General features: G+C 47.2%; 22 protein-coding genes and 1 tRNA gene. 9 read left to right on the forward strand and 14 right to left on the reverse strand.

What is annotated here, in order from left to right:
* Window positions 1-381: 381 nt before the first annotated feature.
* Window positions 382-2244: a T9SS type A sorting domain-containing protein gene (locus FHS56_RS03000; protein WP_166918393.1), complete on the forward strand. Its 1863-nt coding sequence runs from the start codon at window positions 382-384 to the stop codon at window positions 2242-2244.
* 62 nt (window positions 2245-2306) lie between these two features.
* On the opposite strand, the gene FHS56_RS03005 is transcribed toward FHS56_RS03000, so the two are convergent.
* From FHS56_RS03005 to FHS56_RS03015, 3 genes are all read right to left on the reverse strand, one after another.
* The gene (locus FHS56_RS03005; RefSeq protein WP_166918394.1) at window positions 2307-2699 is read right to left on the reverse strand and encodes a hypothetical protein; all 393 of its coding nucleotides are present in this window, start codon (window positions 2697-2699) and stop codon (window positions 2307-2309) included.
* A complete protein-coding gene (locus FHS56_RS03010) occupies window positions 2686-3105 on the reverse strand; it encodes a DUF1207 domain-containing protein (RefSeq protein WP_166918395.1) in 420 nt (139 codons plus the stop codon). The genes FHS56_RS03005 and FHS56_RS03010 overlap by 14 nt, the downstream gene beginning before the upstream one ends.
* 331 nt (window positions 3106-3436) lie before the next feature.
* Entirely contained in the window at window positions 3437-5497 is a 2061-nt protein-coding gene (locus FHS56_RS03015) for a M13 family metallopeptidase (protein WP_166918396.1), read from the reverse strand.
* Between the two features lie 294 nt (window positions 5498-5791).
* Here FHS56_RS03015 and FHS56_RS03020 point away from each other — a divergent pair, with 294 nt between their 5' ends.
* Window positions 5792-6346, forward strand: coding sequence for a DinB family protein (locus FHS56_RS03020; protein WP_166918397.1), 555 nt, complete (start codon window positions 5792-5794; stop codon window positions 6344-6346).
* Between the two features lie 65 nt (window positions 6347-6411).
* Here FHS56_RS03020 and lptC read toward each other — a convergent pair whose 3' ends face one another.
* From lptC to FHS56_RS03060, 8 genes are read right to left on the reverse strand one after another with little or no spacing between them, the layout of a single operon-like run.
* Window positions 6412-6990, reverse strand: coding sequence for an LPS export ABC transporter periplasmic protein LptC (gene lptC / locus FHS56_RS03025; RefSeq protein WP_166918398.1), 579 nt, complete (start codon window positions 6988-6990; stop codon window positions 6412-6414).
* Window positions 6991-7004: 14 nt separating this feature from the next.
* Window positions 7005-8324: a hypothetical protein gene (locus tag FHS56_RS03030; protein ID WP_166918399.1), complete on the reverse strand. Its 1320-nt coding sequence runs from the start codon at window positions 8322-8324 to the stop codon at window positions 7005-7007.
* Between the two features lie 57 nt (window positions 8325-8381).
* Window positions 8382-9644 (reverse strand): porin family protein, encoded by a 1263-nt coding sequence (locus FHS56_RS03035; protein WP_208409617.1) that lies wholly within the window; start codon window positions 9642-9644, stop codon window positions 8382-8384.
* On the reverse strand, window positions 9625-10362 hold the full coding sequence (locus FHS56_RS03040) for a type III pantothenate kinase (protein WP_166918401.1): 738 nt from the start codon (window positions 10360-10362) through the stop codon (window positions 9625-9627). The genes FHS56_RS03035 and FHS56_RS03040 overlap by 20 nt, the downstream gene beginning before the upstream one ends.
* Complete coding sequence (locus FHS56_RS03045; RefSeq protein ID WP_166918402.1) at window positions 10359-11501, reverse strand: serine/threonine protein kinase; 1143 nt, start codon at window positions 11499-11501, stop codon at window positions 10359-10361. Before FHS56_RS03045 ends, FHS56_RS03040 begins: the two co-directional genes overlap by 4 nt.
* 6 nt (window positions 11502-11507) lie before the next feature.
* Window positions 11508-12551, reverse strand: a complete 1044-nt coding sequence (locus tag FHS56_RS03050) for a protein phosphatase 2C domain-containing protein (RefSeq protein WP_166918403.1) — start codon at window positions 12549-12551, stop codon at window positions 11508-11510.
* Entirely contained in the window at window positions 12548-13219 is a 672-nt protein-coding gene (locus FHS56_RS03055) for a vWA domain-containing protein (RefSeq protein ID WP_166918404.1), read from the reverse strand. Before FHS56_RS03055 ends, FHS56_RS03050 begins: the two co-directional genes overlap by 4 nt.
* 3 nt (window positions 13220-13222) lie before the next feature.
* Entirely contained in the window at window positions 13223-14248 is a 1026-nt protein-coding gene (locus FHS56_RS03060; protein ID WP_166918405.1) for a hypothetical protein, read from the reverse strand.
* An 80-nt stretch (window positions 14249-14328) separates the two neighbouring features.
* On the opposite strand from FHS56_RS03060, the gene FHS56_RS03065 reads away from it, so the two are divergent.
* Window positions 14329-15501, forward strand: coding sequence for a glycosyltransferase family 4 protein (locus tag FHS56_RS03065; protein ID WP_166918406.1), 1173 nt, complete (start codon window positions 14329-14331; stop codon window positions 15499-15501).
* Between the two features lie 151 nt (window positions 15502-15652).
* Window positions 15653-15726: transfer RNA gene (locus FHS56_RS03070), tRNA-Arg, on the forward strand.
* Window positions 15727-15794: 68 nt separating this feature from the next.
* Here FHS56_RS03070 and FHS56_RS03075 read toward each other — a convergent pair.
* Both FHS56_RS03075 and FHS56_RS03080 read right to left on the reverse strand, forming a co-directional pair.
* A complete protein-coding gene (locus FHS56_RS03075) occupies window positions 15795-17378 on the reverse strand; it encodes a GAF domain-containing SpoIIE family protein phosphatase (RefSeq protein ID WP_166918407.1) in 1584 nt (527 codons plus the stop codon).
* A 119-nt stretch (window positions 17379-17497) separates the two neighbouring features.
* On the reverse strand, window positions 17498-17773 hold the full coding sequence (locus FHS56_RS03080; protein WP_166918408.1) for a hypothetical protein: 276 nt from the start codon (window positions 17771-17773) through the stop codon (window positions 17498-17500).
* Between the two features lie 202 nt (window positions 17774-17975).
* On the opposite strand from FHS56_RS03080, the gene greA reads away from it, so the two are divergent.
* The 5 genes from greA to FHS56_RS03105 all read left to right on the forward strand — a co-directional run bounded on the left by greA (window position 17976) and on the right by FHS56_RS03105 (window position 21084).
* Window positions 17976-18458, forward strand: a complete 483-nt coding sequence (gene greA, locus FHS56_RS03085) for a transcription elongation factor GreA (RefSeq protein ID WP_166918409.1) — start codon at window positions 17976-17978, stop codon at window positions 18456-18458.
* A 101-nt stretch (window positions 18459-18559) separates the two neighbouring features.
* Entirely contained in the window at window positions 18560-18964 is a 405-nt protein-coding gene (locus FHS56_RS03090; protein ID WP_166918410.1) for an HIT family protein, read from the forward strand.
* 14 nt (window positions 18965-18978) lie between these two features.
* Complete coding sequence (locus tag FHS56_RS03095; protein WP_317165655.1) at window positions 18979-19938, forward strand: acetyl-CoA carboxylase carboxyltransferase subunit alpha; 960 nt, start codon at window positions 18979-18981, stop codon at window positions 19936-19938.
* Between the two features lie 14 nt (window positions 19939-19952).
* Window positions 19953-20792, forward strand: coding sequence for an MBL fold metallo-hydrolase (locus FHS56_RS03100; RefSeq protein ID WP_166918412.1), 840 nt, complete (start codon window positions 19953-19955; stop codon window positions 20790-20792).
* A 58-nt stretch (window positions 20793-20850) separates the two neighbouring features.
* Window positions 20851-21084 (forward strand): hypothetical protein, encoded by a 234-nt coding sequence (locus tag FHS56_RS03105; protein WP_166917841.1) that lies wholly within the window; start codon window positions 20851-20853, stop codon window positions 21082-21084.
* On the opposite strand, the gene aroC is transcribed toward FHS56_RS03105, so the two are convergent.
* A complete protein-coding gene (gene aroC, locus FHS56_RS03110; protein WP_166918413.1) occupies window positions 21081-22160 on the reverse strand; it encodes a chorismate synthase in 1080 nt (359 codons plus the stop codon). The genes FHS56_RS03105 and aroC overlap by 4 nt on opposite strands.
* Window positions 22161-22245 lie beyond the last annotated feature (85 nt).

The following is a 22245-nucleotide window of genomic DNA, read 5'->3' on the forward strand; positions in this document are numbered from 1 at the left end:
TCTTTTCACCTTCACCCCCTTCTTTTTTCTCTGCTTGCTCTTTTAGGCTTTTCTCCTCCCCTGCTATTTCCAGCCCACCTTGTCATTTATTTTGCTTTTATGATTTGCTACGGTGAGGCTTCTCACCTCATGAAACAACGAGGCACTCTTCATTCTGAAGCGCCAGAAAAAAGCTTCGGGGGATGTATTGGCTGCATGCTTTGCCCTATGTCCGCGTTTTTTTTCGCGAGCTCTTTACCTAAACAAGGCAACTGCTTTTCTAAGAAAAGTGGAAATAAAAATTATTCATAAAATTTTACCCTCGTATTTTTTGTAAAAACAAAAAATATTGGTATGATTACATACGATATGCTTATTGTACAATTTTAAACCTTAAAAACTATGAAAAAAGCATTACTCTCTTTGGTAGGCATCTTTGTGATGATTGCCTTTTCCATTTCAGCTTACGCTCAAAAAATACGTGAAGTACAGCTAATTGAACCAGACCGTTTTCAAACAGCGGGCGGCTTAATTGGCGGTGCCGGCGACGTGGGCGCTATCTATTACGGTGCCGTACCTCCCAACAGCAGCACCAAACCCGTGCTGGTATTCATCCATGGATATACCAGCAACGCGCGGGTTTGGTGGGAAGACAACGACATGTACAGCAAAGCCTATAACGACGGCTATCGTACTGCTTTCGTGTCAGTACATCCCGACAAGTCGATGTGGGCAAACGGAGAAATGTTTGCCAGCATGCTCAACAGAATCGCCAACTACTACGGTGTCAATCGCGTGGTGGTGATTGCCCATAGCAAAGGAGGCGTAGATAGCGATGCAGCACTGGTACATTATGGAGCCTATAATCGCGTGGAACGAGTAATTACCTTAGGTACGCCCCATTTTGGTACCCCTTTAGCCAATCTTGCGCAGAGCGGCTGGGTGTCGTGGTTGTCGTATGTGTTTGGACAAAAAAACGAAGCAACCTATGTGCTGCAAACCGGTTATATGGACTACTTCCGCAGTGTTACTGACCCTCACCCCAACCGCCCCAGAACGAACTTCCGCACTTTCGGTGCATGGGGATATAGCGGCGTTTTGACCGTGTCGGGCTGGTATTTGAACCTGAACGGAGGCAACAAAGACAATGGTGGCAACGACGGTGTGGTAAACTACAACAGTACCAAACGCCCCAACTCTGCTGTTATTTTTGGCAAGCTGGATAGCCGTGGTAATGTAAACCACTTCGAGATAGCCGAAGGCAGCAAGATGTGGAGCTATATCAAAGGGCAGCTGCCGGGTAGCCTCAGCCGCGAGCAAGCCGCCGAGATGATAGACGGTAATTACAACCCCAATGCAGTAGTAGAAAGCAGCGCACAAGTCATAGCTGCCGAAAACGGCAACGCCACTGTTTTGATAGAACCCGGTGCACGTGCACTTAAAATAGAAGTATTCACCGAGTCGCCGGATGAAGTATGGTTGCTTAATCCGAAAACGCAAGAGCGTCTCTTGCTGCAATCCGAAGCCAACTTGCGTAATGACTTTTTGGGCGATTTTGTACATACTGCTGAGGTTGAGCGCCCTGATGCTGCCGAATACATCATCCGCAGCTCGAACAATAGCCGCATGGTGGTGATTGCCTCTACCGAAGGAGGCAGCCGTCTGCGCTTCTCTTCCGACCTCAACGCCCAAAAGCTCACTTATGAGCGTGGCGAACCTATGCGTTTAAAGGTAGAAGTGAACGGTTATCTTCCCAATAATGCAGAAGTAAGCGGTACGCTGTTGTATGTAGGCGACTTGGAAGGCAATCCTGCCGAAGATGGCGCTGCCTACCGTTTAAGCTTCGAGCGTGCCGGCAACGGACAGTTCAACACTACCTTTACCGAAGACCTGAAGCCCGGCATCTATGCCATCAACCTCGAAGCACGCGGTACTCAAATGCAAAAGAATATCATACATACCATAGCCGTTGTAGAACGCAAAGCTACGGGCAGCAACCAAAGCCCATTAGACATAGAGCAAGCCGGCTTTGCAATATACCCGAACCCCAGCACTACTGGCAATTTCAATATTGTATTGAACAAAACAGACAACCCGGCAAGCATTCGTATATATGACATTGCAGGGCGCCAAATAGCTGCGTGGAACACCACCGAAGTACAAAGCCGTTGGCAAGCCCCCACGCATTTGCAGAATGGCATTTACCTCATTGAAATAGAACAAGACGGACAGCGCCACACGCAACGCCTCGTGCTCAACCGTTGATAAGTTGCTCGCATGGATGTGTCGCAAAAGCAGCTCTCTTTCGGAGAGCTGCTTTTTATGTTTTATGGTCTATATGCCACTCCCACCCCCACAGCAGGGAAGTTGCCAAGGTTACGGAATTGCCCATGGTAGTTAATCCCCCAATACAGGCGCACATAAGTAAAAGTATTGCTCAATGCGTTGTCGTTGCTACGCCAACGATAGCCTGCCAACAGATTCACGCAAGGTTCATAAGCTTCTTGCTGCACGTGTTCAATCCAGAGGCTGCCACGCTTCTCATACCAGGGGTAGGTATAACGTACTCTTAAACTCAGGTCTATAGACAGAATCCACAAACCACCATATCCCAAGAAAGAAGAAGGATTCTGCCACTGGTACTGAAAATAAGGCTCAGCACTGCGATAAGAAGGGGGCACTTTGGAAGTATCGCTTTCCAGCGGGTCAGCTCTTACCATCCCTTTTAATCAAGAGAACAATATCCATTGCTTCATAACTTACATTGATACGAGTAATAGGCAGGGCATTGCGCAAACGCTCTATGGTCAGTTCATCGCCCAAGTGGGTGCTCTCATGCAGCAACGGAAGCCAACGAATACCTACATTGCGAAAAGGCATATTAGACAACTCAAAAAAAGCATTCCACTCGAGCACCCCCACCCGGTAGTCAGTATTCAAGATGGGCGAAGTGCGTGCTTCAAGAAAATCAAACCAAACGGAGAAAGAAAGAGGCATGGATACAGCCCAACGCCATTTGTTGCCATGGTGCAGTGCTACGGGTAATGCAATGCCCAAAATAGGCTCATTGTAAAGTACAAAGCGGCTTTTTTCAGTACGGATATCGTAATCGTCTTTGGCAGGCATAAGACTAAAGCCTATGCGAGTTACAGGAGCATAGTGGTCAGCATAGAGCGGTGCATTGAAATCTCGTTTTTTAAAAATACAGTTTGAGCAAATGCACTACACGACCATAAAAGCACTACACAAAGCACCAAAAGATTTACTAGAAGCTTTTTCATTGTTAATTCCCCTGCTACGATAGCCTGCAAATTCAAATATAAAGCAATTTTCGCCAATGCTCGGAATGACAAAAGGGGATTAACCAAAAACAAGCTAAACACACAGGAGGAGCAAATGCAAAAGAGGGAGCGCCCTATCTGGTACACCCCCTCTAAAAGCTAAAGGAATAGCATACTTACCAGATTTTCACCCTTTCTTCCGGCTTGCGGTACATTTTATCCCCTTCTTTACAACCAAATGCTTCATGGAATTCAGGTAGATTGGAAAGTGGACCATTCACACGGAAGCGTGCCGGTGAATGGGGGTCTACCAACACCTGTTGTTTAAGATACTCTTCACGGGCATTGGTGCGCCACACTTGCGCCCAAGAGATAAAGAAGCGCTGCTCGGGCGTAAAGCCATCGATGCGTTTACGTTCTTTGCCTTCCAGAGCTTTTTGCAAAGCGGTGTAAGCAATAGCCAAACCGCCCAAGTCAGCAATGTTTTCGCCAAGAGTCAAATCGCCGTTCACCTTCACGCCGGGCAACACCTCATAAGAAGAGAATTGTGCCGACAGTGCCTGCGCACGTTCTTTGAAGCGTTCGGCATCTTCGGGCATCCACCAATCACGCAAGTTGCCCTCGGCATCGTATTGGCGCCCTTGGTCATCGAAACCATGGCTCAATTCATGCCCTATGACTGCCCCCATGCCGCCATAGTTTACAGCGTCGTCGGCATTGGGGTTGAAGAAAGGAGGCTGCAAGATGCCCGCCGGGAAAACGATTTCATTCATGGGCGGATTGTAGTAGGCGTTCACCGTGGGTGGAGTCATGAACCACTCGGTTTTATCGACAGGCTGTCCCAAGCGCTTCACTTGACGCTCGAACTCAAAGCGATGGGTATTCTTCACGTTTTGCCAATAGTTGTCGCGCACAATCTCTAAGCCGGTGTAATCCTTCCATTTGTCTGGGTAACCTATTTTGCGCTTAAAGGCAGCTAGTTTTTTCAATGCTTCTTCTTTGGTTTTTTCACTCATCCAATTCAACGACTTGATGTGCTGCTCGTAGGCATACTGCAAGTTGTCTATCATCTCCATCACTTTAGCTTTGGCTTCGGGAGGAAAGGCTTTCTGTACATACAATTGCCCGAGCGCTTCGCCTACGCCCTCGTCCACGCTTGCCAACACGCGCTTCCAACGCTCTTTATTTTGCTTTTGTCCACGCAAGGTTTTGCTGTAAAACTCAAAATGAGCTTGCGCAAACTCATGATGCCAATAAGGAGCGCCATTGTTAAGGGCGTGTGCTTTGAGGTAAGTTTTCAAATCTTCCAGTGGGGTTGTTTGCCAGATACGTGCCACTGCCTTCAAAAAAGCAGGCTGCCCTACAATCACCTCTTTGGCTTGTGTTGCCCCTGCCAAAGCCAATGCTTTTTGAATAGAGAAAGGCTTAGCCAGTGCTTCGACCTCCGCTATGCTCATTTTGTTGTAATTGGCAATGGGGTCACGCAGTTCTACCCGTGACTTGGAAGCCTCTGCCAAAGCTTTTTCTATGCCAAATACAATCTCAGCCGCTTGTTTGGCAGCCGTTTCGTCGCTGCCCGACAACTGAAAGAGTTTAGTCAAATAAGCCTTGTACGCTTCGCGTATCTTTTGTTTGTCTTCGTCTTCTTTGAGGTAATAATCGCGGTCGGGCATGCCTAAGCCTCCTTGATAAATATACACAGCATATTGCTCGCTGTTTTTCTCGTCGGGCATCACAAAGAGTGAAAGCATGGCACGGCTGCCGTTTTTCTTCTGCTCTACCCATTGTTGCAGCAACTCTTCTTTGCTTGAAGCTGTTTCTATAGCCTTCAATTCGGCTTTTACCCACTTAGGTGCTTCCTTTTCTATAGTGAGCGAGTCCATACCTGAAGCATAAAAGTCGCCCACCAACTGCTCGTTACTTCCTTTGGGCGCCTTGGCTTCGGCAGCTTTTTCGGCTATTTCTTTCAAAATCTTTTGATTGCGCTCATACACTTCGTTGAAGCTACCCCAACGGCTCTCTGTCTCGGGGACAGGGTTTTTCTTTATCCATCCCCCATTGACATACTGAAAAAAGTCTTCGCAAGGCGACACGGTGGTGTCGAAGTTCGACAGGTCGATAGGTGGGGCAGCTGCTACTTCCGTAGAATCTATTTGTTGTTTGTCTTCATTTTTTTGCTGGCAAGCCCCTAAGACGGCAGTCAAAGCCAGCGCATAATACCACTGCTTCATAATCATGAAATGTTGTTTTGGTTTTTACAAATCTAAGAATTAACGAAGTAAATGGGCTATTATTTCACGTACTTTACAAAACAAAATATGGCATAGGCAAAAAGATGATTTCATAGGCTCAGCATCTCTTGCCTGTGGGGCGTGGCGTTATATGAAATGCCCATTTGTTGCTACTGACAACAGGGCTTTGTGGCAACTGACTGGCACATGAGCGCCACAACCTTCCCCGAACGATTGCTTTTGAGAGAGCAAAAAGAGTTTTTTCATTGACTGCCATTTTGTATCTTGAAAGAAAAAAAGATGAGTAAGCAAAAGGCACATTGGCTTCAACGTCTGCAAAGCATGAACCAAGAGCTTGAAGCGTTTTTGCGCAATATAGAAGCCTACAACGAACAAGAATTGCATTTTAAACCGGCAGAGGATGCATGGTCTATAGCTCAGGTAATCAATCACCTGGTGTTGGGTGAAACCGGTACCATGAGCTACATTCAAAAGAAATTATCGTATGGACCACCACCTGAGCTCACACTGCTGCATCGCCTGCGTGGGCAGCTGTTGAAACTGATGCTTTCGCTTCCGCTAAAGTTCAAAGCGCCTGCGGTAGTCAGCCACCTGCCCGAACAGCCCGATGTAGCTGCTTTGATAGAACAATGGCGTAACACACGCCGGCAAATGGAGGAGTTCATAAAGAATATGCCAGAAGAATACGAGCACAAAGCACTTTTCAAGCACCCCATTTCCGGGCGCATGGGTATGGGTGAAATTCTCTCTTTTTGGGAAGAGCATCTGCGCCACCATATCCGGCAAATCAAGCGCATTGAGCAACGTTTGGCAGCAATCGCCAGCAAAACATAGAACACGTCTGTGGCTGTTTCAAGCCACACAGACGTGCTTGGTACAGAAGACAACGATGCCTTGCCCTATTCCACCTCTTCATCAAGGGTAATGATGCCAGTAGGTTTCTGTATTTCATAATAAGAGAAGTCCTCATTGGCAACTAAGCCCTCCCCTTTGATGATTTCTGTGGGGGTAGTGATGATAACAAATTTATCGGTGTAGATTTTCTTGTCTTTAGGCGACCAGAAGAGTTCTTCGGTTTGTAGGCTTTTGTTTTCTTTCAAGTCTTTCACCCACACCTCGCCTACTACCCGGTAAAGCTGTTTTTCTTTGTAATAGTAGCCTTGTCTTGCCGATAGTACCGCTTTGGGGCGTGTGTAGTCATCAAAAAAGGTAACTTTCACTCCCTCGGGGTAATCTATATTGCCATTCTCATACTGCGCCTGCTTCTTGCCCTCAAGCTTGATTTTCACTTTGGCAGAATCGCTGTACAAAGACACTATATTTTCACTTTCTATGAGTGGACCACTGTATACCTTCATCTCCTTGATGCCTTTTTTCCGCTCTTCGTCGCAAGCAAACACAAGAAAAAGGGAAACACCCAAAAAAAGGCACCGGACAAGGGCTTGCCCCCATCCGATGCCACTGCTCGTGTATTTCATGTCGAAAACAGAAATTATAAGTCGCTCAACTGAGGAATCGTAACGGTTTCGCCAATCCAACAATTGATGGTAACGTTCTTACCTGCCATACCTTCGGTAAATACCTCTTCTTTGGTGGGGAAGTATTTACGGGCAAGTGCCATTTTCTGGCTGTTGCCTGCGCGCTTATACATATTGTAGGCGGCGATAGCATAGGCTTTTTGCTCTACGGGGTTTTCGCCACTGCTGCACTCCGAACCGCTTTTCAAGTACAGGTCGCCGATGGTGGTGTAAGCCAATGGCGCTTCGTTCGGGTCAAGCTCTGCCAACTTGAGGGCATAATTGCGGCAAGCTTGCTTGGCACCAGTACGTAAGGTCAAGCCCATCAGCTCTTTATATACTTTGGCTTTCTCTTCGTTCGTAGCAGCCAAGCCCAATGCTTTTTGATATACTTCCATGGCTTTGGCTGTCTGATTTTTCGATTCATAAAGCGTAGCTACGACAATGGCGTTGTTGTAGGTAGGCTCTTCACGGAACAGGTAATCCATAGTTTCTAAAAACAGGTTGCTGTTGTAGCACTGGGCAGCCTTCATAATATCACGAATTTGAGCAGCCATTTCTTTGTTGGGCGACTGACGGAACTTGTTACTGAAGATGCTTTCTATCTGTGCACAATCAAGCTTCACATATTGCATAAAGTAGGCATCTATGTTCTTTTCGGCGTCTTGCCATTGCTTTTTAGTTTGTTCGTCTCTGGCAGCTACCAAGCCCTTAGCAATAAGGTCTTTGCAGGTAAGATATATGTTCACTACTTTGGCATTGTCTATTTTCTTTTGATTGAGCAGGTTAATGGCTACCAAAAGATAGAACTGCACATTGGCAGGATAGGTATTAGGACCATTCAACTCAATAATGCGCTCATAAAGCTTTCGCAATTCTTCCATCTTTTCGGGCTTCTGATAGTAGAAGTTATAGGCATAGTAGCCCTTGTAGTTGAGCGTAGTTGCCTCATTATTGAAGTATTTGATAGACTGGTCGAAGATAGTCATCAAGGTATCTTGATAAGCTTCTTTTACAGCAGGGTCTTGTGTTTTCTGAATACGCGCATAATATGCACGGATTGCATCGGTATAGAGGAAAGCTCCTAAGTCAGGGGCATTTTTCAGCAGCCAGCTGATGGCATCCACGGCACCTTCCGGTCGATTAAATACATTTATTTCATCGCGGTAAAAAGCCACCTTCTCCATAGCCATCTGACGCAGCGCTGTATCTTCGGGCCAGTTGGGTTGTTGAGCCTGTGCCATACCAAGCACATATGTAAGTATCAAGGCGAGTGTAACAAACCACTTTTTCATAACATACATCGTTTTGATTTTTAAAAGATTTTAATGCGCATATAGCTGTTCAGGATTTTAATCGTATTTCGGTCGTTTAAACCACATCAAGTCATTCATGGACACCCCAATACCCAGCTGTACGAAACGTTCTTGCAATCCGTTCTTTTCTACAGTACCGCGCTGCCCCAGTGATAAGTTCCAGTGCAGATAAGTGAAGCGTACTGGGCTTACTCCTACAGGCATAGACATGCCAAAATTGATGCCAAACTCTTCTACTCTGTTTCCGCCCAACTCGTAAGGAAGCTGTCGGTAGTTCACTCCTACACGATAAGAAATACGCTCAAAGAAGTTGTCTACAGAACGAAAGTTGGGTGTATATACCCCACCGACGGCTACTTCCATGGTGTTGTTGAAGTGGCTGTTTTTGTCTAGAAAACGGTAATCACTCCATTTTTCCATGCTTAACTCAGCACCTATCATCCACTTGGTTGGTTCTTCAAGGCTCACCCCCAATGCCCAGCGGTTGGGCAGCACGATGGTGCCCACCTCTCCTTCGTAAAGTGTGTCCACGGTGATGGTAGCCCCCACCTCCGAGCGTCTTTCTATGGACTCAAAGCGATTGGTGTTCAGCTGGTTTCTATACGTATAAGTGGCGCCGATGTTCAGGTTTCTTTTTTTGCCTATCTCTTTATTCCAAAAGACACCGGGCGTTACTGCCCACCCTTTGGGGTTCAGTCGGTTGTAATATACTACTTGGTAATCACGGTCAGCGGTATAAACCATGCTTTGCGTTTCGCTTTCAAGCGCACCAAACATATAATTGCCACGCACGCCTACCGAGAGCGATTTGGTCAACTGCACGCCATGCGCCCAAAAGAGCGTGTTAATTCCCCCTATTGATTGAGACCGGTACTCTACTTCAAAAGGAGTACCCTCTACAGGCTCCACATTACGGGTACGAAAGTTCATTTGAGTATAGGGCATCAAACCGAAAGCGGTAGACCAACGCTTGGAAATAGAAAGGGTCAAAGAGAAGTAATCGACATTGGCGCCAAAGTCTGTTTGTGCTCGGTTGTTGTCTTCCATCCACACATAACGTGCGCCCGCTGCAGCATCAAAAATAGTATTTTTGTTTTTTGAAAGAAGGGCAGGGTTCTTAATGTTTCCGGTAAGGAACTCTCCGTAGGCTATTCCCAATCCACCCATGGCTTGTTGTGGGGCAAAAGTTTCGGGCATAAAATTACCGATACCCACAAGAGAATAAGGTGAGCTTTGAGCCCAAAGGCAAGTCAATGGCAGGAAGGCAAGTAGAAAAGTGTTAAGTATATTTTTTTGCATTGTAGTTTAAAATTCGGTTCAGCCCAAGTAGTACCAATTTTGGCTCTGCGAAGTTATGAAATTTTAGTTGTTTTTTAAAGAACAAAGCATCGCCTCCACATAAAATTACCTGTAAGTTGGGGTAGTCTTTTTTAAAAGATTCCACAAAGAATGTAATTTCACCGACTACGGCATGCACAGCACCCGCTTTCATCGCTTCTGTGGTGCTGCGCCCTACCAGCGGCGGGAGCTCTTCTTCTATGCTCCACTCTAAATGCGGCAGGCGTGCCGTAAAAGCATGCATGGCTTGCAGACGCAGACGCACCCCGGGCGATATGATGCCTCCGGGGAATTCTCCTGCTTCCGTCACCAAGTCATAGGTGATGCAGGTGCCTATGTCTATCACCAATACGGGATGTTCGGGAAAAAGTGTATGCCCTCCTACAGCGGCTGCCACACGGTCCACTCCCAAGGTGTGTGGTGTGTGATAAGTAATGCGAATGGGCAGTTCACTCTCATGAGAAAGTTGCATTTTCACGCCTGGGATGTGAGCCGTAGGCAGGTCTTCCAGTCTATACCTGCCTACAGAGGCAACTATCAGATGGCGGATATGAGACTGAGCCTTCAGCCATTCGTGCAACTGCCAGAACTCATCAAACTCAAAATATTGCCATAGTTTATTCTGTTCAAAGACACCCACTTTTATACGGGTATTGCCTATGTCAATACCTACATTCATGAGCTACGCTTTTCGTCTTTACCAGTTTTTCCCAGATGCAAGCCTTTTCCGCGCAACGTAGGCTTTTTAGGCAGTCCGATATGTGCTTCTTTCTTGTCCGTTTCTTCATCACCTGTTGTTTTTGTAGTTACTCCGGTGGACTTGCGCAGCAAGGTGCCCTTCAACGAAGGGCTTGACACTACGTTGCTTTCTTTGTCTTCTTCTTTTTTGTATGGTAAAGGCTTTGGCGCCCGCTCATAGGGTTCATCGGTATTGATGGCTTTCAGCACCTCAAATACTTCTGAAATGGCAGGACGCTCATGAGGATGTAAACGCAGCATGTCATTGACCAGACGCTTCAGTTTATAAGGCACCTCTGCCCCCGACAGGCGCAAAGTATGCCCTGCTAAGACTGCCAAGCCGGGATAACTGTACTTTGCAGGATATGCTGGCAGCTCACCGGTTAAATACAAGCAGAAAACAAGTCCTAAAGAAAAAATATCGGCTTTATCGGTCAGCATTTCGGGCTTAACAGCCTCGCTGCCCTGTACATAAGCCGCCACCTCTGGAGCATAAAAGACCATATCGCCCACCAGCTCTTCGGACAGTTCCGGTGGTTGTCCTATAAAGTAGCTGTTATCAAAGTCGATGAGCTTGGTAGTGTATAACCTAGCTTTAGTTTCTTTGATGAGGATGTTATCGGGCTTAAGGTCGCCGTGCACGATGCCAGCGCGGTGTAGTATCTGCAATGAATGGGCAACGGTTTTGAGAATCAACAAGCGGTTGCTCAAAGGCAAGCGGCTGATGTCTATGGGGGCAAGCGAAGCCGTATCCACTTTTTCGGTTACTTTGTAATAGGTAGTTCCCTCCCGAAAAAAATCGAGTGTAAAGATAAGATTGCCACCTTTTCCGCAGCGCTCGTTGATGCGTTCCATCAAGGCACGGTGATGCTTCTCGAAGCGCTCACATGCCAGCCTTTTTCTTTCTTTCGATTTTGCACTTCCCGGTGCGTCTTCCGTCGGGTATTTGGGTGAAAGGAACTCCTTGATAAAGTACTCTTTGCCACCTTTTTCAGCAAAAGACCACTTGCTCAGTCCCCCGCCGGCTGTCGAGAAGTCGCGCAAAATACGATAGCCATGGATGATGTCCCCTTTTTGCATTGCCCCTTAAAATTGTTGCATTCTTCCAGAAGCTAAATAAGCTTCCCACAGTTTTTTGCGTAAATGCTGCTTTTCCTGCTCCAATACATTCAGCTTTTCTTCTATTTGTTCTTTACGTTCTCTGAGCTCTTCCATTTGAACAATTAACTCATTCAATGGCGCAATAAAGCGACGATAAAGATGTGCATTTCCTTTGGTAAACACCCAATAGAGCAGGGCATTGTCGGTAGCGGCTTCTCCTAATGCTACCAGAGCCATGCTCGCGTCATCGGCGGCTATGGTGTGAAGTTTTTCTTTTAGTATTTCTGCCCAGCTGTGCATACCTGCGCCATGAGTCTGCTCCAGAGTATGGCGCAAGAGGTACTCGAAATGTGGCGGCGACGGCAGATAAGCAAAACAACCATCGGTAGCAACCAACAGACACACGGGGGCTTCGACCGTATAAAAAGCTTGATTGATGGTAAAGTCCCCACCAGCATGAATGCAGTTGCTCAGTGGTGCATCATTGACCAACTGGTCAAGCAAATCGCTGTTTCCTTCTTCTTGACGCACGTCGTCTTTGGTTAGCAATATTATGCTGGAAGGCAGCAAGGCATAAGCGCGCGAATCGCCTGCCCAAAGCACACACAGACGATAGCTGTCTATTTGGTTGGGCATGGGCTCCCACAGCAGGGCGGTCATGGTGGTGGGTAAAAGACGCACCAAGCGGCTTTTTAGTTTCGACTGCCCGGCAGGATACAGCGCTTCGGCTTGGCGGGCAAAGAAATCTTTAAACTTTTCTTGCAAGCCTCCGGCAAAGTCTTCAAGTGCCCCTTCATAGTTTTCAAAGTAAAGACTTAGCTGCTGCGCTGCCAGGCGGGCTGCTACATAGGCGCCAGAATACTCTTTCCCTTCCCACAAACAAGGCGCAGAACCGGCACCGCCCATGCCATCGAAGACGGCAATCAAGCCGCGTTGTCTGTTGGCATCCCACAAGCGCAGTGGGGGGGCATCTTCCCCCATTCCTGCTATTTTATCTAACACAAAATCAAAGCCTGGCACTTCGGTCATACGCTATTGGCAATCGCATCTAAGATGGTTTGATAGTCCACTTCGCTCAAGCCTTCGCCCGCCTTGGAAGGATAGTGTATGGTGTTCTCCCAATGGTTGGCAATATCGGTCCATGCATAGGCGTCGGGCGAGTAAATGATAAGCCGCTTGGCAGCACGGCTCATGTATTGCCCCTCCCACCAGTCGGTCAGCTCGTCGAAGTCGGCGGGCATGCCGGCAGGATAAGCCTGCGGCTTGGCAGCAGCATGCAGTTCCAGGGGATGGGTGCTGGCATCGGTCCACACAATGACAATCTGACGGCGTTTGTCTCCTTCTTTGTTCCACTCCGAGCGGATAGCCATCGCCAAAGCTTCCAGCCCGTTTTCTGGCTCGTCCCCTCCACCATCTGCCACAATACTGTCCACAAAGGCTTTGAATTGATTCTGCTCTTGGGGCAGCACAAAGAAAGGCGACATCTCAAGAGCCTTTTCTTTGTCGAAATAGAAATCACGAAAGGCAATGACCCTCACCCGCAGGGTGTCTATGACTTTGCCTTTTTGCTGCATGGTCTCCATCAGGTCGTCATAAAAGCGCAGTGCATTTTCTTTGACACGGTCAATAATGGGCGACATACTGCCCGTGGCGTCAATGCACATGACAATATCTACGTTGTAGTGCAGTCCTTGCATATTTCATTGTTTTAGATAAAAGTCTATTTCGCTAAGTTCTTGTTTTTGTATTTCTTTTTCAAATGCTTCGTAAAGGCTTTGATAGGTGGCAATGCCCGCTTCATTGATAAACATAAAATATTGTCCACCCATATTTTCTTCCGACACTTCGATACTCAACTTGGTAAGCAATTCTATTACCCGCGGTTTGTAAGCCCTAAATTGTTCTATTACCTGCTTATAGGCTTCGTCTATAGCCTTATAGGCTGCTCGAAAAGCTCGGTCTTCAAAAATGATGTAATCATACACTTCGGGCTGATGTTGCTTGCAATATGCCAGATACTGCAAAATGTAGTATTTGAATTCGATGTAGGGTAAATACATTTCATAGAAGTTTGCGAAGAAATCTTTCCATGGCTTATCATCGTGCAAGGGTTGTTCGCTGTAGTCGGTAGTAAGCGCCCCATAGAAGGCTTCGCGTTCATAGAAACGATGCAGGCTAAAAGCCACGCGGGCACTATGCATGTAGGCATGCCATTCATCCAACAGTCCGTAGATACCTTCTTTTTGAGGCATCACAGTTTCATTGTCGGTAGCTATAAAGTCATAGTATTTGTTTTCGCGCAGTAGCTCCGGCACAGTGGCAGCCATGAAGCGCGCTGGGGGCGTGGGTTTCAGTTTTACGAGTATCTCTCGGGTAGTATCCAATGAAATACAGAGGTATTTGTCGCCGGGTGCGAAAGAAAGTTTTCGTTTTTCGATAAGAGCATAAGCACGACGGTTTGCATAAAGGTGAGTCATCTCGTGTACCATCACGGGCACCGAGTTCACTGCCAAGTCTTTGCGTGTGGTGTCCATGATATAGTTCAGAAAATCTATATGACGCCCTATCTTGAAGGTGGCATTGGAAAGGGTAAACTCAGACGGTGTACGGTAGTAGGTTTCCAACATGGCGTATTCTTCGGGGGAATAGATAAGCAACACCTGCCGGATAAACTTACGTGCATTGATATGCGAAATATCCTGCTGGGCAAACAGTTGAAAACCCATCACACATAAGAGTGTTGTCAATAGTTTCCGCATTCGCTAAAAAAATTTGTATGTTGCGAAAATATAATAAAAAGCGCACAATGAGCAGATTTTCTGCTTCAGAGTACGACCAAGCTGGTAGTATCACAATTCTGGTGGCGTCGGTACTTAAACCCATTCGAGATATACGTCATTATCACAAACTAAGTTGGGCGTTAAAAAGGCATTTGCCCGCTGCCCGTTTTTATTTTGCGGGCTATGGCAAGCCGCAGGCAGCAAACGAGTTCTGTTTGTTTCAAGGGGAGCGACTGTCATTTGCCCGCCTGTGGGCGAGCTGTCGCCTTTTGTGGCTGATGTGGCGCCTGCGCCCGCAAGTAGTCATGGTATGCAGTCTGGAGCTATTGCCCGCCGCTTGGTGCTACCGTCTGTTTTTTGGGGCTTATCTGATATTAGACTTACAAGAGAACTACGAAGCCAACGTACGGACTCACGAGGGCTACCGTCTACGCCTACTGTGGGCATACATAGTGCGTTTGTGTTACCGTTTTTTTCTACCGCGCGTGCAGTGTGTGCTTTATGCCGAAGCATGCTATGCCGAAGAAATCGAATGGTTGCGAAAACATCCCCACGCCCTATGGATAGCCAACAAAGTGCGGCGCCATGCTCTGCCGCTTGCTGCTGCTTCTCCTTTCCGCTTAGTAGTGACAGGCACCCTTAGCCGGCTTTTTGGTTTGTACGAAGCTGTTGTCCTTTGTCGCAAGCTTCATGCCTTAGATGCGCGCTACCACTTGGTCTTGGCGGGGCAGCTGTCGCCGGCGCTTTCAGCAGAAGAGCTAAATTTTTTAAATCTCCCTTTTATAGACAACAGGCAGGCGGCTTTTGAGCCTGTGGATTACGCTACCATAGAAAGATGCTTGCAGCAAGGCGGCACGGGACTTATGCTCTACCATCCCAAGGCAAGTATTGCCGGGCGCATACCTACTAAGCTTTACGAATATCTATCGTGGGCAATGCCTATCGTGGGCACGGCACACCCCCTATGGATACATACGGCAGAGCTGTATGCCCCCAAAAGTTACTATCCCTTACCCCTTTCGCAAATAGAAGACCCCTCAACGATTGCCAAGCTACACGAGTGGCTCATGCAAGCCCGCCGTTATACGCCCGAGCCTACGGTTTTTTTCGAGACTACCGAAGCCCCCAAGTTGCAAGCAGTAGCCCAACAAATCGAAGCGCACTGTTTACAGCGCCTTGAACGCATCAAAAGGAAGTAGCGCATACTTTTTTATTGTAAAAAACCATCTGAAAAACAACCAAATAGGTTCTTTTTAAAAAAAATTTCAGAAAACACTTGCACAGTTTTTCCGAAGCTACTACTTTTGCATTGCAATACGACGGAAAAACAAGTCGAATAAAACAAAAAGGGGCCTCGTAGCTCAATTGGATAGAGCATCTGACTACGGATCAGAAGGTTGGGGGTTCGAATCCTCCCGAGGTCACGAAAGGCGAGCCAAAAGCTCGCCTTTTTTCGTTTTAGTTTTTCTCTGTTGATGTTTGTTGCTCTTGCTCAAAACAAATGCAACCTCACTCCCATAAACAAGATGTCGTCCACTTGTTTATGAAAATAATTTTCGCCATAGCGCCAATTGTTGAGTGTGTCAATAAGTATTTCTTTTTGCTGCTTCATCGATAAGCGGTGGATATCCATAAGTAAGCGTCGCAGGCGCTTACGCATGAACTTACGCCCTTCGGGTCCCCCAAACTGGTCGGGATAACCGTCAGAAAAAAGATAAAACACCGTAGGGATGCTCAAATTCACAAAACGACGGTGAAAAGCTTCGGGGTCTTCGCCTACGGTCCATATTCCACCTATGGGCTTCTTCCCTCCTTTGATTTCGTACATCTGCCCTTGCTGAATGTAGATGAGTGGCATCCTTGCTCCGGCAAACTTCATGATTTTGGTGCGCAGGTCTATTGTGCATATGCCGGCATCCATGCCGTCTTGTATTTTGGTTTCGTTTTGTTTCATAAGACGTTGAATGCCCTTGTGCAACTCTGCCAAGATACTGTCGGGGTCAACAATGCCCCGCCCCAAAACAATTTCGTTCAGCAAATTGACCCCAATGAGGCTCATGAAAGCCCCCGGCACACCGTGCCCAGTACAGTCGCCTACCGCTAATATCTGCTTACTACCTATCTGTTGAAACCAATAAAAATCGCCACTTACCACGTCTTTGGGTTCATAAATAACAAAGGACTCAGGGAAAGCAGCTCGTATTTCCTGTTCTTTGGGCAAGATAGACTGCTGAATGTAACTGGCATAGTTAATGCTCTCGGTAATGCGCTTGTTTTTAAGTTTAATTTGCTCGCTTTGCTTTTCTACACGAGCATACACTTGGGCATTCTCCATGGCAATAGCCAAGTAGCCTCCAATACTCTCAAGAAAATCTACCTCTTCGGTTGTATAGGCGTCTTTTTGGCAGGAAGCCACATATAAACAGCCCAACTTAATGGAAGCACTGATAAGAGGCACACAAATAAGTGAACGAATAGGCGTCTCTACGGGCGATTCTATGTATTCGCCTCCCTCTTCTTGAAAATCCCATGTCTGCACCGTACGCTTGTAGCGCAGGCTATAAGCACACACATCCTCTATAATCCACGAAGAAAGCGGCAAGGAAGCCCCACCGGGCAACAAGTGGCAACCGACGTCAAAGGAAGCGCGAAACATATCATATTGCACTATTGCCAATACGTCGTAAGGTAGCCGCCGGTCGAGGTAAGCGGCAATGGTATGCAGGGCTTTGTCTAAAGACAAGCTGGCGGTAATTTTTCTACCTATTTCACTCACCACCTGAATATCTTGCAGGGCTTTTGCCAATTCTGCCCGATGGTGTTCAAGTAGCTGATTTGCCACCGCTTGTTCGCTGACTTGCGTTTCCAAGCGATGATTCAACGTCTGCAATTGAAGGAAGAGTATCCACACAATCGCTGCCTGAAACAACCATAAACACAAAAAAGCCAAGGCAAGCCTCAACGAAAGAGGGGGAAGCAGTTGCACAAAGAAGAGTAGCTCTATGAGCAAAAGGACAAAAAAGAAAACAACAAGAAGCTTTTGCCAAACCGCCTGTCGTAGTACAGATAGCATCATGGTAAAGGTTCAAAAAGTTACCACTTTTATACTAGCTAAAAGGTAGTGATAATTTGATGAATAAAAGAAAAAAAGCGGGTGTTTTTTGCCCGCTTCTGTTTCTTTGTTTGCCGTTTAGCTTAGTTGTCGTTTTCTTCCGACTTTTCTTTACGCTTATCACAAGCTTTTTCCTTTCCGTTCTTGCAGCAGCTTTTTTCTTCTGCTTTGGCGCTCGCCTTGCCTTTGCATTTCTTGCACTTCTTGCCTTCTTTGCACTTGTCGCATTTTTTCTTTTCTACTTTCTCTACTTTCGTTACTTGATGGACAGCAGGCGACACTGCCTGCACTTGTGCAGATGCATTTTGGGCAAAAAACACCAACACCAACGTAAACAATGATGCCATGAACTGTTTCATAATACTTCCCTGTTTTGGTTTTGTCAAATTAAATTCCGCAATAAATATACGTTATTTTCCGCAGTGTGCCGCTTGGGATGCTTGTTTTTTTTAGAATATTTTTTTACCTTTGTACTTAATAGCAAAACAAGAGCGGTCTATGGTAACACATACGACCGTTCTCTTTTTTATTATGTGTGAGTAAGTAAAAAGACATGGTTTTATGGCAAAAATAAATTATTACACCAAAGAGGGACTGGAGCGCTTGAAAGCTGAACTGCAAGAGCTGAAAACCAAAGGAAGAGCTGAAATAGCTCGCCAAATTGCCGAAGCACGCGATAAGGGCGACCTCAGTGAAAACGCCGAGTATGACGCCGCCAAAGATGCACAAGGAATGCTCGAGCTAAAAATATCGCAGCTCGAAGAGCTTATCAGCAATGCGCGCATCATCGACGAGAGCAACATTGACCTATCGAAGGTATCTATCTTGACTACCGTCAAGATACGCAATACCAAAAACGGCATGGAAATGATTTACACCTTAGTACCCGAAGAAGAAGCCAACCTGAAGGAAAACAAGATATCGGTACAGTCGCCCATAGGCAAAGGGCTCTTGGGCAAACAAGTAGGTGACAAGGTAGATATCACCGTGCCGGCAGGTACCATCACTTTCGAAGTGCTCGAAATTTCGTTGGCACAATTGTAAGCCAACAGCAAGATGGAAATATTCTTTTTGCATTTGCCGGTCAAGCTTGTGCTTACCGGCTTTTTTCATGATATTTACCCTAAACCAAACCTACAAACGCTATGGCTTCTATTTTTACCAAGATAGTGCGTGGCGAAATACCCTGCCACAAAATTGCCGAAGACGAGCGTTATCTGGCTTTTCTCGACATCATGCCCGTAACCAAGGGACATACGCTGGTTATTCCCAAAGAAGAAATTGACTACATCTTTGACCTGCCCGACGACCTACTCGCTGGCTTGCACGTCTTTTCAAAAAAAGTAGCCAAAGCCATCGAGGCGGTGGTGCCTTGCCAGCGTATTGGTGTGGCAGTAGTCGGCTTGGAAGTGCCTCATGCCCATATCCACTTGATACCGCTCAATTCAATTCATGATATTAACTTTGCACACCGGATGAAAGCCACCCCCGAAGAGCTGGCGGCAGTGGCTGACTCTATCCGAGAAGCATTCAAAAAACAAAACACTTAGTTATGGCAAACAAAATATATCTCGATTTTGAAAAACCCATCGCCGAGCTAGAGGCGAAGCTTGAAGAAATGATTCAAATGGCAAAAGAAAAGAATACACACAACTTCGACGAAGCCATCAACAGCTTGAAAGAAAGCATTCAAAGGCTGAAAAAAGAAACCTACAGCAACCTAACCCCATGGCAGCGCGTGCAGCTATCACGCCACCCCGAGCGCCCCTATACGATGGACTATATACGCGCACTGTGCGAAGAATTCATAGAATTGCATGGCGACCGCCAAGTACGCGACGATAAAGCCATTGTGGGTGGATTCGGGCGCATCGGCAAACAAACCATCATGTTCATAGGGCATCAAAAAGGGCGCAATACCAAAGAACGCCAATACCGCAATTTCGGCATGGCGAATCCCGAGGGCTACCGCAAGGCGCTCCGACTGATGCGCCTTGCTGAGAAGTTCGGCAAGCCCATTGTTACATTGATTGATACGCCCGGTGCTTTTCCGGGCATGGAAGCCGAAGAGCGCGGGCAAGGCGAAGCCATCGCACGTAACTTGCGCGAGATGTTCCGCATCAAAGTGCCTATCATTTGCATCGTCATTGGTGAAGGGGCTTCCGGTGGCGCCTTAGGCATCGCTATTGGCGACCGCGTGTATATGCTCGAAAACACTTGGTACTCGGTGATTTCGCCAGAATCCTGCTCGTCTATTCTCTGGCGCAGCTGGGATTACAAAGAACAAGCCGCCGAGGCACTTAAGCTTACAGCTCAAGATATGCTCAAAAGCAAGCTGATTGACGACATCATTCCCGAGCCGCTGGGCGGCGCTCACCAAGACCCCGAAACCACCTTCCAAACAGTAAAACAAGTCATTTTGCGCGACATAGAAATCCTGCAAAAAGAAGACATTACTCAATTGCTCGCTGCCCGCATCGATAAATTCTCGCGCATGGGCGTATTTATTGAAAATCCAGCCTAAACCCTTTCTTACCCATGCAGTTACACGTCATAGAGACCGGATTTTTTAAATTAGACGGCGGGGCGATGTTCGGCATCGTCCCTAAGTCTATCTGGCAACGCTATGTGCCTGCCGACGAGAACAACATGTGCACTTGGGCAATGCGTTGTTTGCTCATAGAAGACGGCAACCGCTTGATACTCATAGACACTGGCATTGGCGACAAGCAGTCCGAAAGCTTCTTCAAACACTACTACCTACACGGCGACGACACCTTGCTTGGCTCTATACAAAAAGCAGGCTTTTCGCCCAACGAAGTAACCGATGTCATTCTCACCCACCTACACTTCGACCACGTGGGCGGTGCCGTGCGCAAACAAGGCGAAAAATACCTCCTCACTTTCCCCAACGCGCGCTATTGGTCTAATTCACAGCATTGGGAATGGGCTACACACCCCAATGCACGGGAAGTACACTCTTTCTTAAAAGAGAACTTCCTGCCTATTCACGAAAGCGGGCACCTTCATTTCATAGAGGAAGGGCAACCTTCGCCTTTCGAGCACATCGACTTCTTCTTTGCCGACGGACACACCGAAAAACAATTGATTCCTATCATCCGTTACGGCAATCAACGGATAGTATATGCTGCCGACCTCATTCCGTCGCACGCTCATGTGCCAGTGCATTATGTCATGGGCTACGATGTGCGCCCTCTGCTTACCTTTCAGGAAAAAGCCCGTATGCTGGAAGAAGCCGTACAGCACGATTACGTCTTTTTCTTCGAACATGATGCCCGCTATCAGTGTGCGCGCGTGCATCGCACCGACAAGGGCATCCGCCTGAAAGACACTTTCCCATTGGAATCTATTCTATAGAAACGCAATCTTTTTCGGCGCTTTGTTGTTATCCTAACAAACAATTATTCATTACGTCATGACAACTTTTCTTTTTACCATAAGCATTTTTGCTCTCTTTTTTGTCTTTTTAGGTCTGCGTTTGCTCTTCGGAAAAGATGAAAGCGTACGCGGCACTTGTGCCTCGCAAAGCCCCTTTCTGCGTGAAGAAGGTGCTGTGTGCGGTTTCTGCGGGAAGCCAGTAAACGACTGCCCTAACGACAAAAAAGCTGACAGCAAAGCAGAACCTGCCCCCTTGCCCAAAATAAGCTAATCGAGAGCATAGGCTCTATGACGCAGCAAGAAGTCTAAAATGACAATTGCCGCCATAGACTCTACAATGGGCACGGCTCGTGGCACCACGCAAGGGTCGTGCCTTCCTTTTCCTTCTATGGTTATTTTTTCGCCTTGCTCATTTATACTCTCTTGGGAGCGCATAAGGGTAGCTACTGGCTTGAAAGCCACCCGGAAGTAAATGGTTTCGCCATTGCTGATGCCACCTTGTATGCCACCGGAATAGTTGGTGCGTGTACGTATACGCCCCGTTTCATCTGTATAAAACAGGTCGTTGTGCTGCGAGCCACGCATTTTTGCCCCTTCGAAGCCGCTACCGTACTCAAAGCCTTTGACTGCATTGATACTCATCATGGCTTTGGCAAGCTCGGCATGTAACTTGTCAAACACAGGCTCTCCCAACCCGGGTGGCACTCCTTCAATTACTCCGCTTACCACACCGCCAATGGTATCCCCCTCTTTGCGTACCTGTCGGATAAGTGCAATCATGGCTTCGGCAGTTGGGGCATCAGGGCAACGCACTTCGTTGCTTTCTACGGCTTCGGGATTTAACTCATGCCATGCTTTCTGCAGGGCTATCTCGCCTACCTGCGAAACATATGCCCATATTCTGATACCTTCACGACGCAGCACCTGCTTCGCAATGGCACCGGCAACCACACGGGCAGCTGTTTCGCGTGCCGAGCTGCGCCCCCCGCCTCTATAGTCACGAATACCGTATTTTACAGCATAAGTATAATCGGCATGCGAAGGACGGAAAGCGTGTGCCAAGTGCCCATAATCTTTGCTTTTGGCATCGTGATTACGAATAAAGAAAGCGATGGGGGTGCCAGTGGTTTTTCCTTCGAAGATGCCAGAAAGAAACTCTACGCAGTCACTTTCCTTGCGCTGTGTTACTATTTTGGACTGCCCGGGACGCCGCCGGTTTAGCTCCCTTTGAATCTCCTCTTGGTCCAGTTCAATATTGGGCGGACAGCCGTCTATCACGCCGCCAATGCCCGGTCCATGCGATTCGCCGAAGGTGGTCAAACGGAACAAAGTGCCATATGTATTCATAGCCAGTTTTTTTACAAAGATAAGTTGCTTTGAGCACTTGGGCTTGTTTCAAGCATTCCCTAAAGCAAAAAACGCCCTGCCAGCC

Source organism: Thermonema lapsum (assembly GCF_011761635.1).
In the GTDB taxonomy this organism is placed as follows: domain Bacteria; phylum Bacteroidota; class Bacteroidia; order Cytophagales; family Thermonemataceae; genus Thermonema; species Thermonema lapsum.

Coding starts and splice junctions, on each gene's coding strand:
- FHS56_RS03040 (WP_166918401.1), bottom strand. CDS start 10,362: ATGAATGTAGGTATTGACATAGGCAATACCCGTATAAAAGTGGGTGTC.
- FHS56_RS03000 (WP_166918393.1), top strand. CDS start 382: ATGAAAAAAGCATTACTCTCTTTGGTAGGCATCTTTGTGATGATTGCC.
- FHS56_RS03015 (WP_166918396.1), bottom strand. CDS start 5,497: ATGATTATGAAGCAGTGGTATTATGCGCTGGCTTTGACTGCCGTCTTA.
- FHS56_RS03105 (WP_166917841.1), top strand. CDS start 20,851: ATGACAACTTTTCTTTTTACCATAAGCATTTTTGCTCTCTTTTTTGTC.
- FHS56_RS03020 (WP_166918397.1), top strand. CDS start 5,792: ATGAGTAAGCAAAAGGCACATTGGCTTCAACGTCTGCAAAGCATGAAC.
- aroC (WP_166918413.1), bottom strand. CDS start 22,160: ATGAATACATATGGCACTTTGTTCCGTTTGACCACCTTCGGCGAATCG.
- FHS56_RS03035 (WP_208409617.1), bottom strand. CDS start 9,644: ATGCAAAAAAATATACTTAACACTTTTCTACTTGCCTTCCTGCCATTG.
- FHS56_RS03100 (WP_166918412.1), top strand. CDS start 19,953: ATGCAGTTACACGTCATAGAGACCGGATTTTTTAAATTAGACGGCGGG.
- FHS56_RS03030 (WP_166918399.1), bottom strand. CDS start 8,324: ATGAAAAAGTGGTTTGTTACACTCGCCTTGATACTTACATATGTGCTT.
- FHS56_RS03005 (WP_166918394.1), bottom strand. CDS start 2,699: ATGGTAAGAGCTGACCCGCTGGAAAGCGATACTTCCAAAGTGCCCCCT.
- FHS56_RS03075 (WP_166918407.1), bottom strand. CDS start 17,378: ATGATGCTATCTGTACTACGACAGGCGGTTTGGCAAAAGCTTCTTGTT.
- FHS56_RS03055 (WP_166918404.1), bottom strand. CDS start 13,219: ATGCAAGGACTGCACTACAACGTAGATATTGTCATGTGCATTGACGCC.
- FHS56_RS03080 (WP_166918408.1), bottom strand. CDS start 17,773: ATGAAACAGTTCATGGCATCATTGTTTACGTTGGTGTTGGTGTTTTTT.
- FHS56_RS03050 (WP_166918403.1), bottom strand. CDS start 12,551: ATGACCGAAGTGCCAGGCTTTGATTTTGTGTTAGATAAAATAGCAGGA.
- FHS56_RS03090 (WP_166918410.1), top strand. CDS start 18,560: ATGGCTTCTATTTTTACCAAGATAGTGCGTGGCGAAATACCCTGCCAC.
- greA (WP_166918409.1), top strand. CDS start 17,976: ATGGCAAAAATAAATTATTACACCAAAGAGGGACTGGAGCGCTTGAAA.
- lptC (WP_166918398.1), bottom strand. CDS start 6,990: ATGAAATACACGAGCAGTGGCATCGGATGGGGGCAAGCCCTTGTCCGG.
- FHS56_RS03045 (WP_166918402.1), bottom strand. CDS start 11,501: ATGCAAAAAGGGGACATCATCCATGGCTATCGTATTTTGCGCGACTTC.
- FHS56_RS03060 (WP_166918405.1), bottom strand. CDS start 14,248: ATGGGTTTTCAACTGTTTGCCCAGCAGGATATTTCGCATATCAATGCA.
- FHS56_RS03010 (WP_166918395.1), bottom strand. CDS start 3,105: ATGCCTGCCAAAGACGATTACGATATCCGTACTGAAAAAAGCCGCTTT.
- FHS56_RS03065 (WP_166918406.1), top strand. CDS start 14,329: ATGAGCAGATTTTCTGCTTCAGAGTACGACCAAGCTGGTAGTATCACA.